Genomic DNA, 17830 nt, shown 5'->3' on the forward strand with positions numbered 1-17830 from the left:
CATGGCCCGAGGAGGATTCATGACGCAGGCCTTCTCCGACGATCGTGGCGCCCCCACGGCTTTACGCATGCGGGTGGGAGCCCGCCTGCGCCGCTACCGGCTCGCCCAGCAGGTCTCCCGGGAGGACGCCGGCTGGCACATCAGGGCCTCGGAATCCAAGATCAGCAGGATGGAGCTGGGCCGGGTTCCCTTCAAGGAACGCGACATCACCGACCTGCTCACCTTCTACGGCGTGGAGGACGACGAGCGGCAGGACCTGCTGACGCTGGTCCGGGAGGCGAACACACCCGCCTGGTGGCAGTCGCTGTCCGACGTCGTGCCGCCCTGGTTCACCTCGTACCTGGGGCTGGAGCAGGCCGCCTCGATGATTCGCACCTACGACCTGCACTTCGTCCCGGCCCTGCTGCAGACCCCCGACTACACCCGGGCGCTGCTGGAACTCTCCTGCTCCTCGTCGCAGGAGGAGATCGACAGGCGGGTCTCGCTGCGGCAGGAACGACAGCATGTGCTGCGCGGCACGAGCCCGGCGGTGCTGTGGGCGGCGGTGGACGAGGCGGCACTGCACCGCCAGCTCGGTGGCCCGGAGGTCATGCGGCGGCAGCTGGAGGTGCTCGCCGAGGCCAGCCGGGTCCCCAACATCCGGCTGCACATCGGTTCGTTCCGGGCGGACGCGCTGGCCATGGCCGGGCTGCCCTTCACCATTCTGCGCTTCGCGGAGCCGGAACTGCCGGACATGGTTTACGTGGAGCAGCCGACCGGCGCGACCTATGTCGACCGGCCGCTCGACGTCGAGCAGTACGCCCTCGCCATCGACCGCGCCTGCGCCGCGGCCGCACCGCCGAGCCGTGCGGCCTCGGCCGTCGAGGCCATTCTGCGCTCCCACACACCCGCTCAGCAGCAACAACTCGGTTGATCGGCGACTGCCGCCAGCCGATCTTCCATTTTGTCCGCCACCGTGCATATGCACGTGCACACGCACTTGATTCTGCGAGTGCAGCAGCACATCCTTGGACACATGGGAAATTCTGCTGGCGATGGGATACGGACCATGGACAGGAACCGCGGTCCTGAGCGGCCGGCCCTGCAGTTCGACGAGGAGGACTACTGCTTCGGCAGCGGACCGCTCCTGTTACGGGTCGAACGCGTCCTCTGGGACAGCCCGGTGGAATACCACGGCGAGCTCTGGTACGAGGTGGACGGCGTGGAGGTCAGCTCCGTCGGGCAGCACGTCGGGCGCCGTCGCGTGCTGATCCGCGCCCAGCGCCTGGCGATGCTGCCCTCCAACCGGCGGCCCTGACCGCCGCGTGCCGGGCGGGCGGCGGTGACTCCTCCCGTGCACGCAGCCGCCGCCGGTGAGGAACAAAGTGCGAGATGCGACCCGGCGTGGATAGCAAAACCGCACGCATCAATGCGAAATAGCTGATCGGCAGTACCGGAAAACCTGTCGTTCCGATGTGGAGGAATGATCGGGCAGGGTCGCTGACGCCTTGCGGACAAAGGACGCCGGGTTCCCGTTACCATCCGCATTCTCTTTCTGACCGCACCTTCCAAGAAAGGGAATACTCGATGTCGCGTACCCGATGGATTGTTTTTCCGGCCGTCGCCGGAGTGGTGCCGCTGATGGTCATCGCCGGTGGCGCTGTGCCGGCTGCCGCGCAGGCCGCGCCGGACGGCGGCACGTTGCGGCCGGCGGGCGTCGCGCTCACCGTCTCGGCGCCGGCGGGCGCCGCCAGGAGCAACAACCGGGCGCCGGCCGCGGACAGCCCGCTGCGGGTCACCCAGGCCTGCGACCCCGCCACCATTGCGGTGAAACAATCGACGACCTGCACCATCACGGCAAAGAACATCGGTACGGCGAACACCACCGTCGACCTCGGGACAGCGTCCTCGGTCAATTTGTTTCTGACCGGCGCGACGGGAGCGACGGTGACCACCCCATTCACCGCCAAGGCACCGCGCGCCACACTCGACGGCACCCGCGCCGGCGGACCGGTCTCGGTGGCTCCCGACCCGGGCACCCTCTTCGGCTACCTGCCGCTGGCGGCTTTCGGCGCCACCGTCATCCCGCTGGGCGACGAACAGCTGTCGAACCTCGACGTGCCTGGCTTCGTCTTCAACGACACCACCTACACCCGGCTGGGCATCTCCTCCAACGGCTACCTCGTTCCCGGCGGCGGTGAGGCCGGCGACCAGGCCGAGCCCGGCGCGGTGCCCGATCCGGTCCGGCCGAACAGTGTGATCGCCCCGTTCTGGGCAGACCTGGACGGCACCGGGACGACCGGCGCGCAGGCCGCCGTCCTCACCGACGGTGTCTCGAGCTGGATCGTCGTCGAATGGCAGGTCAACGTGCACGGCACCGGGGACCTGAAGGTGTTCCAGGCGTGGCTCGGCGTCAACGGCACCCAGGACATCCAGTACGCCTACAAGTTCGACACCATCACCGATCCGGGCGTGCCGTTCGTCGTCGGCGCCGAGAACGCCACCGGCACCACCGGCGCGCGCCTGCCGGCCGGAGTCCTCCCGTCACAGGACCTGCGCGTCACCAGCACGAGCACCGTCCCGGGCGGCGAGGTCTCCTACACCGTGACGATGAAGGGCCTGGTCCGCGGGCCGGGACAGGTGACCACGCTGGTCCGGAGCCCGATCCTGGCGAAACCGTTCACCGTGAGCACTCCGGTCACCGTCACCAAACCCTGACGGAGGTGTTCCCGTGGTCGCCGGCGCGGCCACGGGACCCCGTGCCGCCGCGCCGGGCACTATGCTGGCCGCCACCATTGTGGACATTGAGCCTTTTTCAACGTGGCGAGGGCCTCGGGCGCCGGCGCCGGACAACGGCCCGGCAGCTTCAGGCCCGATGCCAGGTTGAAAATTGCTCATCGATCTCCACGGACAGGCGGGATGACGATGACCGGCGGGCTCTCGGCGGCGGACCTGCGGGCAGACGTCCCGCACAGTGCGCGGATCTGGAACTACTGGCTGGGCGGCAAGGACAACTTCGCCGCCGACCGGGCCGTGGGTGACCAGGTCAAGCAGGTCTATCCGGACGTCGTCGAGGTGGCTCTAGCCTCACGCGCGTTCCTCGGCCGGGTCGTGCGGTTCCTCGCCGGTGAGGCCGGGGTCCGCCAGTTCCTGGATCTGGGCACCGGCCTGCCCACCGCCGACAACACCCACGAGGTGGCCCAGCGGCTCGCACCCGCATCCAAGATCGTCTACGTGGACAACGATCCGCTGGTGCTGGCCCACGCCCGAGCGCTGCTCCAGGGCAGCGCCAGCGGCGCCACCGCCTATGTCGGGGCGGACGTCCACGATCCCGCCGGCATCCTTCGGGCGGCCGCCGAGACCCTCGACTTCGCCCAGCCGATCGCCGTGATGATGCTCGGGATCCTCGGCAACGTCGCCGACGACGATCAGCCCGGCCCGGCGCGGATCGTGGAGCAGTTCCTCGACGCCGTACCGGCCGGCAGCTACCTCGTCGTCAACGACAGCGTCGTCACGGCTGAGACCGCCGAAGCGGTGCAGACCGCGCGCAGCGCCGGCGCCGATTACCACCTGCGCACTCCCGAGCAGGTGCGCGGCTTCTTCACCGGCCTGGACCTCGTCGAGCCGGGCGTCGTTCCCACACCGCTGTGGCGGCCCGAACCCGGCACGACCCCGCAGCAGCTCAACGTCTACTGCGGGGTCGGCCGGAAACCGTAGGAGCAGCGGAGACTCTCAGTGAGAGGCCGACGGCCTGATGTTCTGGTTGAGGCGGAACAGGTTCGTCGGGTCGTACCGGTCCTTGACCGCCACCAGCCGCTCGTAGGTGTCCTTGGGGTAGGCGGCCTGCACCCGGTCCTCGGAGGCCTCGCCGGTGAAGTTGACGTAGGCCGCGGCGTCCGGGCCCAGGGCGCCGGTCGCCGCGCGGGCCCACTCGACCGCCGCGGGATAACCGTCGGCGGTCGCCGAACGGGCCACGACGTTGAGGATGAACTCCTGGTCGCGGGTGCCGAACGCGGTCGCGCCGGCCGGCACCCGGCCCATCGCGCCGCCGAGGTGGTGTACGTGCAGCTCGGAGAACGGGTTGGGCATGTGGGCGTACGCGTTGGTCAGTGCCTTGATGGTGGTGTTGCCGACGTCGGAGAAGAAGGCGGACCGGAAGTAGTTGTGCATCCCGCGCGGGTACAGGGCGTCGAGCATGGTCTGCATTCCGGTGTACGGCACCGGGCCGAACAGGTCGACCACCGCGGGTGCCAGCTCGCGGAACGGCCGGGTCACGGCGTCACCGTCCTCGGGACGGCCCGACCACATGCCCAGAACCGCCACGACCGGCTTGCCGTGGATCTCCTCGGGCAGGAACGGTGCCGGCGGCGCGGTGGTCATGTTGAGCACCATGGACAGCTCGTCCGGCGCCCCGGAGGTGGCCGTCCGGAAGCCGCGCAGCACCCGCTCGGCGTCCTCGCCGCGGTAGAAGACCGGTCCGGCGAAGACCGTCGGGCCGACCTCGTGCAGGCGGAACTCGAACGAGGTGACCACGCCGAAGTTGCCGCCGCCGCCCCGCAGCGCCCACAGCAGCTCGGCATGCTCGTCCTCGCTGGCGTGCAGGTACCGGCCGTCGGCGGTCACGATGTCCGCGCCGACGAGGTTGTCCGAGGTCAGGCCGCACCGCCGGACCAGCCAGCCGATACCGCCGCCCAGGGTGAACCCGGCGATGCCGGTGGTCGAGACCAGCCCGCCGGTCACCGCCAGGCCGAACGCCTGGGTCTCCGCGTCGACGTCACTCCACAGGCTTCCGCCCTGTGCGGTGACCGTACGCCGGGCCGGATCCACGCGGACGCCCCGCATCGGTGCCAGGTCGAGCACGATGCCCTGGTCCACCGTCGAGAAGCCGGGGATGCTGTGGCCGCCGCCGCGGATCGCCAGCGGAAGTCCCTCGCTGCGGGCGAACTCCACCGTCTTGAGCACGTCAGCCACTCCGTAGCAGCGGACGATCAGGGCCGGTCGCCGGTCGTGAGCGCCGTTCCAGATCGAGCGCGCGTCGTCGTACCCCGGATCCTCCGGGCGGATCAGCTCGCCGCGTAAGGCCTGGGCCAGCTCGCCGAGGGTGGCTTCGCCAAGGGTGTTGGTCATGATGGCTCCCGTCGCATCGGTTGTCGGCTCCGACGCTAGGAACGTGACCTTCGCAGCGGCTTAGCGTCGCTTAGCGGCGGCTTTCAGGGGCAGCGCTTCCAAGGGCAGTGCCCTGGCCCGGGCCGCGCCGATCCGGCAGCCGAGGCGGCGGAACAGATCACGCGCGGCGCGGCCGTGGCGGATCAGGGCCTGCGGGTCGCCGTCGTCGCGGGCGAGTTCGGCGGCGAGCAGCCGGGTCCACGCGTCCAGCCGCAGATAGCCCTGCGGTGCGAACGCCTCCACCGCATGCTCGGCGAGGATCCGGGCGCGGTGACGTTCGCCGGCGAACATCTCGACCACCGCCAGGTTGAGCAGTGCCCCGCCGACGCCCGGCCCGTCGTCGACGGCCTCGAACCGGTCGAGCGCGACGCGGGAGACCCGGCGACCCTCGTCGATGTCACCGACCGCGGCCGCCAGCAGTCCGAGGTTGGCACGGCTGAGGTTCTCGCCGCGCCGGTCGCCAAGGCGCTCCCGCAGCCGCAACGCCTCACGCAGGTGCTCGCCGGCCGGCTCGAACAGGCGGGCGTCGCGCTCGACACAGCCGAGGTGGTTCAGGGCGTGCGCGAGGCCGGCCGCGTCGTCGACGCGGGCGAACGCGTCGGCCGAGCGCCGGGTGGTGTCGAGGGCACTGCCCAGGTCACCGGCGAGCCGATGGGCGTAGCCGAGAACCGATCGGGCGTACGCATGACCCTGAACGGCTCCGACGCGCCGGCCCAGCAGCCAGGTCTCCTCGAAGACCGGGACCAGTGACCCGCCGGCCGGGATCAGGGGCATCGAGACGGTCACAGCCGGCAGGAACGGCGGCGCCGCGGGATCAACGAGGCTCAGCTGCTCCAGGCACCGGGCGAGGCGCTGCCCGGCGACGTCCACGTCCTCCCGGAACAGCGCCGCGAGGGCCACCAGCCAGTGCGCCACGGCCGCGACCGGTGCGGGCGGCGGCTCACCGCCCGCGAGCGCCGCCTCGGCGACGTGCTCCACCTCGTCCAGCTCGGCGACCCCGGCCAGCAGGATGCCGCGCATCAGCCGGGCCGACGTGACCTCGATCGGTGTGCCGCAACGCTCGGCGGCCGCGACGGCGGCGTCACCCAGGCTCGGCAGCCGCTCGCTCAGACCACGGCGGGCGTCCAGGATCGCCAGCGCGAACCAGGCCCGTGCCCGCTCCGGCGACGGTTCTGGTGCCGCGGCGAGAACCCGCTCCAGCCAGCCGGAGCCCTCGACGAAGTGGCCGCGCGCGAGCCAGTAGCGCCACAGGCTCACGCCGAGCAGCAGGGCACGCGCCGGGTCGTGCCGCAGCGCCCAGCCCAGGGCCGCGCGCAGGTTGTCGTGGTCGATGTCGAGGGCCTGCGGGCGTTCCACCACGATCCCGGCTGCGCGGTCCGGGTCGCTGTCGACGGCGAGCCGCAGGAAGTGCCGGCAGTGCGCGGCGTCGAACGTGCCGGCCTCGCCCGCGCCGGTGAGCCGTTCCCGGGCGAGCAGCCGGATCGTCTCCAGCAGGCGGTAGCGGGAGCGGTCGCCGGCGCGCTCGATCTGGACGAGCGACTTGTCCACGAGCCGGCCGAGACAGTCGAGGATGTCCGGACCGGCCAGCCCTTCGCCGGGCGTCTCGGGCGTCTCGTCGGGCCTCGCGTCGGGCCTCGCGTCGGGCCTCGCGCCGGGCCTCTCGTCGGGCCTCTCGTCGGCGCAGACCTGTTCGGCTGCTGACAGGGCGAAGCTGCCGGCGAACACGGCCAGCCTCCGCAGCAGGATCTGCTCGTCGGCGGCGAGCAGGGCGTGGCTCCATTCGAGGGTGGCCCGCAGCGTCGCGTGGCGGGTCAGCGTGCCGCGCCGGCCGAGCAGGGACAGGGCCTCGTGCAGCCGTTCGGCGATCTCCACCGCCTCGAGGTGCGACATCCGGGCCGCGGCGAGCTCCAGCGCGAGCGGGATGCCGTCGAGGCGGCGGCAGATCTCCACCACGGCTGCCGCGTTCCCGGCGTCGACGGTGAAACCGGGGCGCACGTCGCGAGCGCGGTCCAGGAACAGGCGTACCGAGGGCAGTGCGGCGAGGCGGTCGAGGTCGTTTCGCGTACCGGGGTCGGGCACCTCGAGCGACGGCACCCGGAACGTGACCTCACCGGGCGCGTGCAGCGGCTCCCGGCTGGTGGCCAGCAGGGTCACCCCCGGGCAGGCGCGGCGCACCGCACCCGCGAACTCGGCGCACGCGGTGAGCAGGTGCTCGCAGTTGTCGAGGATCAGCAGCAGCGTCCGCGGCGCCAGCCGGCCGGCCAGCGTCCGCAGCGGATGGGCGCCGGCCGCCGGGTCCAGGCCGAGGGCGGCGGCCACCGTGTTCGCCACCAGCCGCGCGTCGGTGACCTGGGCCAGATCGGCGAACCAGACCCCGTCGCGGTAGCTGCCGAGCAGCCGGCGGGCCGCCTCCTCGGCGAGCCGGGTCTTGCCGGCACCACCGACCCCGGTCAGCGTGAGCAGGCCACCGCGGGTGAGCAGCCGGTGCACATCGGCGATCTCCCGGTCCCGGCCGACGAAGCTGGTCAGCGGCGGCGCCAGGTTGTGCCGCCGGGCGTCCGCCGGCGGTGGCGGCGGCCCGTCGTCGCGGTCACCGGTGAGCAGATCCCGGTAGAGCCGCCGCGTCTCCGGATCGGGATCGCTGCCGTAGCCCGCCGACAGGTCGTCGCGCAGCCGCTCGTAACGGGCCAGCGCCTCCGGGCGCCGTCCCGCCGCGGCGAGGCGGCGCATCAGGCCCCGGACGGCCACCTCGTGCAGCGCGTCGATCGCGAGCGTCCGCTGCAGCGCCGCGATCGCCTCCGCCGGACCGGCCCGCGCGGCCAGATCGATGAGCAGCTCCCCCAGGGTTTCGCGCAGTTCCGCGCGCCGCCGCACGGCCCAGTCCTCGAACCGGTCCTCCGGGAGCAGATCACCGGCGTACGCCTCGACCGCGGCACGCAGCGCCACCAGCTCACCGGACGCCCGGGCTGCCGCGGCCGACCGCTCGAACCGCCGCACATCGACGTCGAGAAGGCCGGTCGCGCACAGCACCACCATCTCGTCGTGCACCTCCAGCAGGCCACCGTGCGGACCGTCGCCCGCGAGGACCCGCCGGGCGATGTGCGCGGCCTGGTGCAGGTTGTTCACCGCCGACGCGACCGGCCGGCCGGGCCACAGCACCTCCAGGACGACCTCGCGGTGCATGCGCTGGTCCGGCGCCAATGCCAAGAGCTTGACCAGGGTACGGGCTTTGCGCAGCCGCCACTCGCGGGCCTGGACGGGCGTCCCGTCCCGGTCCACGGTGAACTCTCCGAGCAGCTGGATCCGCACGTGCGGCGATGCCGGCACCGCCGGGCGGGTCTCCCCCCGCAGCACAGTGAGTGCCTACCACCGGCGACATCACGCAGTCAACGAGCGCCTCGCACTGCTGTCACACATGCCGGGTCCGCCACCTCGATGGAGGTGGCTTACGCCGGGCAGGGCTTCACACCGGGCGGCGCTTTACGCCGGGCAGGGCTTCACACCGGGCGGCGCTTACTTACGCCGGGCGGTGCTTTGCGCCGGGCGGTGCTTTACGCCGGGCGGTGCTTTACGCCGGGCGGCGGGCGTCGGTCAGGAGGTGAGGACTCGCTGGTGCAGGGCGGTGACGGCGGCGCGGGCCGAGAGGAAGGCGCCGTGCTGCCAGGCGACTGCCTGGCTGAGCCAGTCGCCGGCGAAGTAGACGCGGCCGGCCGGTTGCAGCAGCAGGCGGAATCCGGTGCTGTCGTCCCACGGCGGATAGGCCCAGGCCGCTTCCAGGTGTGGGGTGCGCTGCCAGGCCACCGAGAACGCGGAATCGAGTTCGGAACGGTACTTCTCACCGTGGATCTTCACGCCCTGCGCGACGGCCCGGGCGGTCCGCTCGGCGGGGATCAGCGCGCCGTAGGTCTCGGCCGCCGGGCCGAAGTGGTAGTAGCCGACGAGCAGGCCGCGCCGGGCGTGGAAGTCGTGCGACGGATACCAGACCTGCGCGATGTCCAGGTCGGTCTGCGTGGCGCCGCCGTAGATCCGCAGGTCGTTCTCCCACCAGCGGTTGCGGTACTCCAGGCCGATCTTGCCGGCGGCGAACGGGAAGAACCCGGCGAGCGCGGCGGTCACGGTGGCGCCGAGGTTGTGCGGGACCTTGGCCATCAGGTGCGGAGGCAGCGTGGCGATGCAGAAGTCCGCGGTGATCGCGTGGTCCCGGCCGTCCTGCCGGTAGGTGACGGTGACGTCCGAGGCGCGGCCGGTCACGTTCAGCACCCGGGCGCCGAGGCGCACCCGCTGCCGGCCGGCCGCCGCGGTCAGGGCGGTCACGATCCGGTCCATGCCGCCGACCGGCTGGAACATCATCATCGCCTGGTCGTAGCCGAACTCGAAGCTCAGATAGCGGCCGACATCGCTCGCGAACACGTCGGACAGCGACGGCGGGCCGGGCAGTGGCGTGCCGGTGTTCTCGCCCGCTCCCGGGTACGCCGTGAAGCCGCGCCGGCTGGAACCGGTGTACTCGTGCGCGGGGCCGATGTCGCCGAAGTCCTCCAGGAAGGACAGCAGGCGCTCCCTGTCCTCGGCGGTCAGCCGGCCGTCCAGTGCGCCCTGGTCGGTAGCCTTGGCGAGCAGTTCGGAGACGTACCCGTACAGGTCGGCCTTCGCCGTCCGCATGCGGACCGGCGCACCGTCGCCCTCGTTGTAGATCAACGCGTCGGCGTTGGCGTTGACGAACGGCTGGATCGGGACGCCCAGCTCACGGCAGTAGTCGAGGGTGACCATCCACTGTGCGATGCGGGCCGGTCCGGCGTTGAAATAGGTGCCGGGCGAGAACGACGCGCGCTGGGTGTGCCCGTCGAGATCGGTCTCCGCCGTGCCACCGCGGACCGTGAGGTTGCGGCCGCCGGCGATGTCGCGCGCTTCCAGGACGGTGCAGTCGTATCCGGCTTTACCGAGCTCGTAGGCGGCGGTGAGCCCGGCGATGCCGCCGCCGAGGATCACGATCTTGCGGGCCGCGCGCCCGGTCAGGCGGAAGTCGGACGGGTGCGGCGGGCAGAACTTCGGTGTGGCGGCGCGCGCCGGTGCGAGCCCGAGGGCGCCCATCGTCGCGAAGAGTGCCCCTGCCCCGCCGCTGACACCCACCGACTGGAGGAATCTACGCCGAGTGACCTCTCCATCACGCATCGCCCGAGTCTCGCCGCCGCGGATAACACCGGCATCTATCGAACATTGCAGATTGGTTGCCGACCCCGCCGGCTGGACGCCAGCGGTGCCTTTCGGCGCGAAAACCACCGCTCAGCGCCAGCTGAGCCCGCCGGCTGGACGCCAGGGGTGCCTCTCGGCGCGAAAACCACCGCTCAGCGCCAGCTGGGCCCGGCGGCTGGGCGTCAGGGAAGCTGGGCGCCGGTGAGGGCTGGAGGTGCGGAGGGCGGCGGTTCGGGTGTGCGAAAGGGCGGCCCCGAACGGGGCCGCCCTTTTCAGCATCGCCTTGCGGCCGGGTCAGAACCAGACTTTTCGGCCACCGACCGGGCGGCCGACAGCGCCGAGGATCCAGAGCACCGCGCCGATGACCAGGAGAATGATGCCGATCGTGTAGAGGATCGACACCTTCAGGAAGATGCCCAGCAGCAGAAGGATGAGTCCCAGAACCAGCATGACTTTGCTCCGTTTCGTTCGCGGGCATCTCCCGCTGGCCCTCCTGTACCCAACGCATCGAAATACCAATCCGTGTGGATGGCAGGTCAGGTAACGAAGTGAACTCGAATGCGATCCGCCCCAGGAGCCGGCCGCCTGCGCGGACCGGCGGCGCGCGAGTTGCCCGGACCGCTCAACTGGTGAGCCTCATTCGGCGGCCCCGGTTCGGCGGGGGCGGCGTTTGGTGGTGCGGGCCGGTTTCGCGGTGCCGTTGCCGGCCGCTGCCTGGGCGACAGCTGTCACCAGCGGCTCGAAGGTGAGCCGGAGGTCGTTCTGCTCGCCCGCGCCGGTGATCCAGGCCAGCGGCGCATAGGACACGTTGATCCCGGCCGGCGCGGCGAGCAGCGGGCGCTGCTCGGTGTCTCTCGGCCATTCCACGTCGCCCGTGACGGTGCGGGCCGGGATCAGCCAGTAGTCGCCGGTGGCGTACGCGAAGTCCCCGGCCGCGAAGTAGATCTCCACGCCGTCCTCCAGCGGCAGCCAGCGGCCCTCCCGCAGCGGCACGCCCGACGCGTCGTCGCCGGCGTGGTCCCAGCGCCGCAGGTAGGGGTGCAGCTCCGGGCGGCGGCCGACGCCCGGATCGGGTTCGGCGGACAGGCGTACCCGCCGCCCGGCCGGGTCCACCTCCTCGATCCGCAGCAGCGGCAGCGGCTCGAGGCGGGCGGCGTACGCGGTGTCCACGACCTCCACCCAGTCACCCACCCGCAGGTCGAGCTTGTCGTCGCCGCCGAGGGTGGTCAGCTCGGCCCACGTACCGTCGATGTCCTCCACGCCGAACACCACCGAGCCGTTCTCCCGTGACCACTTCAGGGTGGACCCGGCGACCGGCCCGCCCTTGTGGATCTCCACCCGGTACAGCTGGTTCTCCGGCCCGCGATACCGGGCGCCCGGTTCGGCCAGGCCGGGGTGGTCGTCGGCGTCGTCGGGGCGCAGTGCCCGGGCGGCCATCCGGGGCTCGTCGTCGCGAACGGCCCAGTCGGCGAGGGCGGCCCGGACGGCGTCGGGGTCCGGGGTGCCGGTCAGCCCGAGTTCCTCCCCGGTCAGCGGGAGGACCTGCCAGCTCACCTTGAGGCGGGCCGCGGCGTCCGGCATGGCCGGGCCGAGTGCCACCTCACGCAGCGCCGGGTCCTCGGCGGCGGTCACCGAGCGCTCCCACACCTTCAGGTAGGCGAGGTACGGGAAGGCGCCCGGCAGCCGGTCGCCCTCCCGGTCCGGGTCGCGGATGCCGTCCGGCTGGGTGAAATAGGTCCACGGCTCGGGTTCCTCCGGCTCGGTCGGGGTGCCCTCGTCGGGCACGGCGATGCCGGCCACCGGCGGGGTCGCGTCGGCCAGGACACCGTCGACGTAGTAGCGCCCGGCGCCGATGGACAGGTCGTCGGGGGCGCCGCCCTTGCCGGGCACGTGGGTGATCTCGAATCCGGCGTCGTCGCGGGGCCCGCCGTCCGGGCCGATCAGGTCGGCGACGAGGGTGCGCAGCAGGTGGTTGTGGATCGCGGCCTGCTCGTTGAGGTCGGCGTCGAGGGTCACCCGGCCCTGCTGGGCGAGCACCATCGAGTAGTGCCGGCCGGCCCGGAAGGTGTCGCGGGACAGATCTGCGTGCATGTTCGGGGTCCTCCCTGGGCGGGTCAGGCGGTTCAGGAGACGTAGACGATCGCGGCGTCGACGCCGGCGGGTGTGTATTCGGCGAGCCGGGCGCGCAGGTTGTCCGCGCGCTGCGGCTGGTACAGGTCGTGGAAGGCGCCCATCTCGGAGCCGTCCTCGGCGCCACGGGTGATCTCGTCCGGGCAGGCCCCGGCGAGCTGGGCGTATCCGGCGGTGCCGTACCGCTCGCTGACCAGGACCGGGGCGGGGCCGGACGGGCAGCGGTAGCGGCGCGGCGTGCGCGATCCCGGCGGCAGGTAGCTGAACCGCACGCCGCCGGTCTGGCGCCGGGCCACGTGCAGCAGGCCGGTGAAGATGCTGTCCGAGGCAGTCGACACGGCGTGCACGTGCACTTCGCCGAGCACTGTCGTGCGGTGGGCGTGCAGGTCGGCGTGCGCGTGGCCGCCGTCGGCACCGGACAGGGCGGCCAGATCCCGGCCGGTCGCGTCCAGGATGCTGTCGTGCAGACGGATCGGCAGCGGGTCGGTGCGGACCTCGTCACCGAGCACCTGGATCGAGCCGAGCACGCACCTGTCGATGTGCACGGCGGCGGTGGTGCGCTCCAGTACGAGGCTGGCCTCCCGCGGTGACGACGGGGTGCACTCCGGTTCCAGCGACCAGCCGGGCACCAGGGTGGTGTGCCGCAGGGTCAGCGCGCCGAGCGGGCCGGTGGCGTGGATGCCGCGTCCGGTGACGAGCAGCCCGTCGATGGTCATGGACGGGCGTTCGTGCGGCGCGCAGTCGCCGTCGGCGCTGACGCGCAGGGCGTCGGGCTGGTTGCCGGCCCAGTCGAGCAGCCGCAGGACCGGCCGGGCGCCGTCGGCGGCGCGCAGCGTGAGGTGCTGGCCCGCGGCCAGGTCGACGTCGAGCGGCTCCGGGTAGGCGCCGTTGCCGGTGATCTCGATGACGGCCCGCGCGGGGCGGTCGGCGCGCCACTGGCGGTGGGCGTCGGCGATTCTCCGGTACGGCCGGCCGGCACCGACCTGGTAGACCGTCACACCGTCCGGTGTGGCGAGGTCACGAGGGTATTCGCCGCCGCCGAGGTCGTCGCTGAACGCGTGGTGGTAGGTCACCCACACCCCGGCGTCCGGCGCCGACCGGGAGTGGAACGCGATCCGGCCCAGCTCGGGGTCGATGACGACCTGGCCGCGCCGCGGGTGGTACCGCCAGCCGGTCAGGTCGGCCACGACGACGCTGGACGCCGGTACGAGCCGGTCCTCCAGCCAGACGGCCACCGACTTGCCCGGCCCGTAGTAGTCGGCCAGCCGGTCGGCGAAATGGCGCCGCCGCAGACGGGCGGGCACGTTGTCGACAGTGGCCAGGTGCGTGGTGGACGGCTCGGGTTCGGGCCTGGTCACCAGCTGGGTGTCGTTGCCCAGCAGCGAGAAGGTGTACAGGTTGCGGCCGCTGTCGACGCAGTGTGCCGGTGCGCGCGTGACGGAGTAGGGCTTGAGGCGCCACACGTAGAGCTTCACGCCGGTCGGGAGGTGGCCCCGGCGTACGTCCACGGTCCGCGCGATCGTCTCGAACGCGGTGCCGGCCAGGTCGAGGGCGCCGCCGTCGCGCAGGTCGGCGAGGCGGCCGCGGGCGGCGCGTACCGTGTCGGCCCGGCCGGTGCCCGAGCCGTACAACCGGACCGGCTGGGAGTGGGCCAGCAGCCGCGAGGTCTCCACCGCGCGGGCCGGCCAGCCGGCCGCCGACTCGGCGAGTTCCTCCAGCAGCGACAGGGTGCCTTTGCGGCGCCGGTACCCGACGGTGGCGGCGACGTCGCGGCGCGGGGCGAGCGCTTCGGCCAGTCGTCGCGCCGAGGTCTCGGACGGGCCGCCGTCGCACAGCCCTTCGCTGCGTATCCGCTGGTAACCGGCCAGCGTGCGGTAGCCGGCGAGCTCACCGATCAGGGGCAGCACCCGCGCGGCGGCGGTCTCCACGAACCAGTCCTGATACTGCTGGTCAGCCGTGCCACGAACGTGGTCGATCTGCTCGGCGATCACCGCGAGCAGGGCGCGCAGTGCTTCGCCCTCGTCCTGGCCGGCCTGCTGGTGCCAGCGCGGCAGCAGGCTCGCGAGTTCGTCGATCGTCCTCGGTGTGCCGGTCATCGGAGCTCCGTGAGGGTCAGGCCGGCGGGCGCCAGGGTGGCGAGCTGGGCGGGTCGGATGCCGCGGAAGGTGGTGACCGCCCGGCCGGCGGGCAGCGACCGCACGCCGGTGATGCCGGGGTTCAGTCGCACGAGTTCGGCCAGCGAAATGCCGGCCGCGGCGGCGACCTGGGTCAGGGTCTGTCCGCCGGTTGCGGTCACGCGGTGGATCTTTTTGACCGTACGGGCGTGCTGAGCCCGGATCTCGGACAGCGCCTCGGCCGGCCCGCCGGTGGTGGAGAAGACAGCCACGTCGATGTAGTCGACGCCGGTCACCGCGTCGGCGACGGCCATCACCTCGCTGAGGTAGGCGTCGCGGCCCAGATCACGTCCGGGGTAGCCGAGCCGGTGCAGCAGCGCCTGCCGCAGCCGTGGCCCGACGATCTCCCAGGTGTGGTCGGGCGCCACCCGCACCTCGGCGACCAGCCGCAGGGCGAGCAGCTCGCGCACGTCCACCCGTACCGGAAGCCGGGGGTCGCCGTGGCCGGCCAGGGCCGCACGCAGCGCGGGAAGCAGGTCGGAGTCCGCGGTGATCTCCACGTCGTCGACGCCGGCCACGGTGACGTGCACGATCCGGCGCCGGCCGTCGAACAGTTCGCGGGCGGCGGCCCGGCCGATGCCCACCCGGGAGCGGGCGAACTCGGCGTAGTCGTGGGTGGACAGCAGCCGGTCCAGGGTGGCGACGGCGAGCGGGATGCGCCGCCGGGCCAGCCCGGGGCCGTCCGGGTCGGTGCCGCCGGTCGCCGGTACCGGGTTGAGCACGCCGGTGACACCCAGTGGCCGGGTGACCGCCTGGGTGATCCGGCCGGCCGGCAGGTTTCCGGCCGCGCCGGTGCCGAAGCGGTAGCGGGCGCGGACGTTCTCCTGCCCGGTGGGCAGCCGGGCGCCGTGCACGCCGTCGCCGAAGGTGACGGTGGTCCGCCCGTCCGGCGTGGTGCCCAGCACGTAGACCCGCTCGCCGGGGCCGCGCCCGGCCAGGCTGTCCACCCGATGCCAGAGCAGGCCGTCGATGCGGATCTCCAGCACCGGCCGGGCGCCGGACGGGCCCGGGTCGGGCAGCCAGGTCAGCGGTTCCTGCCAGAGGGTGAAGGTCTGGCCGGCGGCGGTGGCGTCGCCGCTGCCGATCGGTTCGTCGCGGCTCTCGCCGTTGCTGGCCGCGACGACGTTGCCGAGGATCCGGATGGTGTCGCGCCGGTACCGGCCGTCGAGGTCCCCGGTGAGGACGAGCGTGGTGTGCGGGTGGTCGCCGGGGGTCTGCGGGTCGGTGCCGTGCTCGACGGCGGCGATGAAGGCGATCTCGGTGCCGGCGGGCCCGGTGACGGCCAGGGTGCGGCCGGGTTTGAGGTCGCGGTGGAGTTCGGCGAGTTCGACGCGGTTGCCGTGCACGTCGTCGTCGAGCGGCCGGCCGGCCGGGCGCAGCGGTTCACCTCCGGCGTACACGGTGGTGTCGCGGATCTGTGAGAGCAGCACGTCGTGCTCGTCGAGCCACGGGTCTTCGAGGGTGAGCTGGGTGCCGCGGCCGGTCGTGCCGAACGCGCTGTAGGTGACCGTGCGGACCTCGGTGACCCGGGTGATGACCAGCGGGAGACCGGTCTTGCCGGGGCGTTCGACGGCGACGGCACTGCCGGCGGTGATGCCGGGCAGGACGGCGTCCAGCGGCAGGACGGTGCGGCGGCTCAGGTCCGGGACGGTCGCGATGCCGATCTCCAGCGAGGCGGGCTGGGTCGCGGCGGCGTAACTGACCGTGATCTCCTGGCCGTCGATCACGATCGGCTCGCGTTTGCCGGGGGCCAGTTCGATCGTACGATCATCGACTTTGACTGTGATGTGCCGGTCCTCGCCCGGGGTGTTGATGACCAGCTGGTGCGCCGGAAGCCCGGCCTGAAGGTCGACGGTGACCGCCTCGGCCGTGCCGGTCACGGTGATCCGGCCGGTGCCGAGGCTGAACGTCTTCGCCGCGGTGGGCAGGTCCTCGGTGTGCTGGACGGTGCCGTCCGGCTGGGCGTGGATGAACTCGGCGCGCAACGCCATACGGCCCGCGGTGTCGAACACCACGCGGGTGGTGGTCAGGGTGGCACCGGGCAGCGGCCAGTCGGTCAGGTTGATCACCCGGCCCTGCTCGTCGCGGACCGGCTGCAACGCGGCCCGCGCACCGAACGGGGCCGCGGTCACCCGCAACGCGATCAGGCTGGTCAGCGCGTCGTCCGGCGAAGCTGCGCGACGCCCGGTACGGACGGGTTCGGCGGACGCCTCAGCGCGGATGCCGCCCAGGTCGAGGGCACGGTCGGCCAGGTCCGCGAGGACGGCCTCCAGCTCGTCGAACCAGTCGGCGACCGCCTGTTGCGAGCCGGCCACGGCCGCGGCCTCGGTGAGCCGCTCACGCGGCTCGGCCAGGCGCGCGGCGAACGCCTCACCGGTCGCGATCCCGTCCAGGCCGGCGCGCAGCGGTGCCAGCACCAGGGCGTCGACGTCGGCGATCAGCGTGCTGACCGGGCGCGGGTTGGGGGCGGCGGCGCCCGAGGCGGTGATCCACCGGCGCAGCTCGGCGATCAGTTCGGTCAGGCTGGGCGGCGGCGAGGAGGGCAGGCCGATCGCGGTGACGTCCCGGTCCCGGTCCACCCGGATCCGGGCCACCGGCACCAGCCGCCGGGTCGCTGTGTCACCGGCGCCGAACAGGAACAGCAGCCGGTCGCCGGCGGCCAGCAGCGTGTTCGTGCCCACGACGGAGATCTCGGCCCGGCGGCCCAGGTCGTCGGGATACAGCAGGCCGGGCCGGTGACGGCGGACCGCCAGCTCGTTCCAGGCGGCACGGGCGGTCAGGTCGGCGTCGGTCTCGAAGGTCTGCGGCTGCTCGCCGGTGGTGACCGGCACGCTGCGGCTGCGCGATCCGCGCGGGATCAGCACGTCCGCGTCCGCGCCGCCGGGCTGCGAACGCGGGTCCAGCCGGTACGCCAGGTGGGTGTCCGAGGCCAGGCCGGGGCGGGGGCGGTGGTCGACCAGGCGGCCGAGCAGGCCCAGGGACCGCTGATCGCCGGCGGTACGCAGATAGCCCTCGGCGGCGATCCGCGCGGAGTGGAAGGTGAGCAGGTCGGCGGCCACTGCCGCGGCGTCGAGCAGGGCGATGGCCGGGTCGTCGGTGGTGCGTACCGTCAGCCCGCGCAGCGCCGGATGATCCGGGAGCCGGTCCAGCATGGCGGCCAGGAACGCGCCGTGGCCGGTCGGGGTGTCCAC

11 protein-coding genes are annotated in these 17830 nt (G+C 72.7%); 4 read left to right on the plus strand and 7 right to left on the minus strand.

Features of this window, described 5'->3' with window-relative positions:
* Positions 1-19 precede the first annotated feature (19 nt).
* The 4 genes from ACFQV6_RS38300 (at position 20) to ACFQV6_RS38315 (ending at position 3696) form a co-directional block, all read left to right on the plus strand.
* Positions 20-913, plus strand: coding sequence for a helix-turn-helix domain-containing protein (locus ACFQV6_RS38300; RefSeq protein ID WP_378032605.1), 894 nt, complete (start codon positions 20-22; stop codon positions 911-913).
* A gap of 135 nt (positions 914-1048) precedes the next feature.
* A complete protein-coding gene (locus ACFQV6_RS38305) occupies positions 1049-1297 on the plus strand; it encodes a hypothetical protein (protein ID WP_378032606.1) in 249 nt (82 codons plus the stop codon).
* 269 nt (positions 1298-1566) lie between these two features.
* The gene (locus ACFQV6_RS38310) at positions 1567-2697 is read left to right on the plus strand and encodes a hypothetical protein (protein ID WP_378032607.1); all 1131 of its coding nucleotides are present in this window, start codon (positions 1567-1569) and stop codon (positions 2695-2697) included.
* 201 nt (positions 2698-2898) lie between these two features.
* A complete protein-coding gene (locus tag ACFQV6_RS38315; RefSeq protein ID WP_378032608.1) occupies positions 2899-3696 on the plus strand; it encodes an SAM-dependent methyltransferase in 798 nt (265 codons plus the stop codon).
* A gap of 15 nt (positions 3697-3711) precedes the next feature.
* On the opposite strand, the gene ACFQV6_RS38320 is transcribed toward ACFQV6_RS38315, so the two are convergent.
* From ACFQV6_RS38320 to ACFQV6_RS38350, 7 genes are all read right to left on the minus strand, one after another.
* A complete protein-coding gene (locus ACFQV6_RS38320; RefSeq protein WP_378032609.1) occupies positions 3712-5106 on the minus strand; it encodes an FAD-binding oxidoreductase in 1395 nt (464 codons plus the stop codon).
* Positions 5107-5166: 60 nt separating this feature from the next.
* Entirely contained in the window at positions 5167-8499 is a 3333-nt protein-coding gene (locus ACFQV6_RS38325; RefSeq protein ID WP_378032610.1) for a BTAD domain-containing putative transcriptional regulator, read from the minus strand.
* A 237-nt stretch (positions 8500-8736) separates the two neighbouring features.
* A complete protein-coding gene (locus tag ACFQV6_RS38330) occupies positions 8737-10314 on the minus strand; it encodes a flavin monoamine oxidase family protein (protein WP_378032611.1) in 1578 nt (525 codons plus the stop codon).
* A 315-nt stretch (positions 10315-10629) separates the two neighbouring features.
* Positions 10630-10785 carry a hypothetical protein gene (locus ACFQV6_RS38335; protein ID WP_109597081.1) on the minus strand — a complete coding sequence of 52 codons (156 nt, stop codon included), beginning with the start codon at positions 10783-10785 and terminating at the stop codon, positions 10630-10632.
* Between the two features lie 186 nt (positions 10786-10971).
* Positions 10972-12426, minus strand: a complete 1455-nt coding sequence (locus ACFQV6_RS38340; protein WP_378032612.1) for a DUF6519 domain-containing protein — start codon at positions 12424-12426, stop codon at positions 10972-10974.
* Positions 12427-12458: 32 nt separating this feature from the next.
* Entirely contained in the window at positions 12459-14561 is a 2103-nt protein-coding gene (locus ACFQV6_RS38345) for a hypothetical protein (RefSeq protein WP_378032613.1), read from the minus strand.
* Positions 14558-17830 (minus strand): putative baseplate assembly protein, encoded by a 3273-nt coding sequence (locus ACFQV6_RS38350; RefSeq protein WP_378032614.1) that lies wholly within the window; start codon positions 17828-17830, stop codon positions 14558-14560. Before ACFQV6_RS38350 ends, ACFQV6_RS38345 begins: the two co-directional genes overlap by 4 nt.

It is taken from the genome of Actinoplanes sp. GCM10030250 (genome assembly GCF_042666575.1).
GTDB lineage: Bacteria > Actinomycetota > Actinomycetes > Mycobacteriales > Micromonosporaceae > Actinoplanes.

Bases quoted from the DNA above. Each gene is read 5' to 3' on its own strand.
- ACFQV6_RS38300 (WP_378032605.1), top strand. From the start codon at position 20: ATGACGCAGGCCTTCTCCGACGATCGTGGCGCCCCCACGGCTTTACGC.
- ACFQV6_RS38305 (WP_378032606.1), top strand. From the start codon at position 1,049: ATGGACAGGAACCGCGGTCCTGAGCGGCCGGCCCTGCAGTTCGACGAG.
- ACFQV6_RS38310 (WP_378032607.1), top strand. From the start codon at position 1,567: ATGTCGCGTACCCGATGGATTGTTTTTCCGGCCGTCGCCGGAGTGGTG.
- ACFQV6_RS38315 (WP_378032608.1), top strand. From the start codon at position 2,899: ATGACGATGACCGGCGGGCTCTCGGCGGCGGACCTGCGGGCAGACGTC.
- ACFQV6_RS38320 (WP_378032609.1), bottom strand. From the start codon at position 5,106: ATGACCAACACCCTTGGCGAAGCCACCCTCGGCGAGCTGGCCCAGGCC.
- ACFQV6_RS38330 (WP_378032611.1), bottom strand. From the start codon at position 10,314: ATGCGTGATGGAGAGGTCACTCGGCGTAGATTCCTCCAGTCGGTGGGT.
- ACFQV6_RS38335 (WP_109597081.1), bottom strand. From the start codon at position 10,785: ATGCTGGTTCTGGGACTCATCCTTCTGCTGCTGGGCATCTTCCTGAAG.
- ACFQV6_RS38340 (WP_378032612.1), bottom strand. From the start codon at position 12,426: ATGCACGCAGATCTGTCCCGCGACACCTTCCGGGCCGGCCGGCACTAC.
- ACFQV6_RS38345 (WP_378032613.1), bottom strand. From the start codon at position 14,561: ATGACCGGCACACCGAGGACGATCGACGAACTCGCGAGCCTGCTGCCG.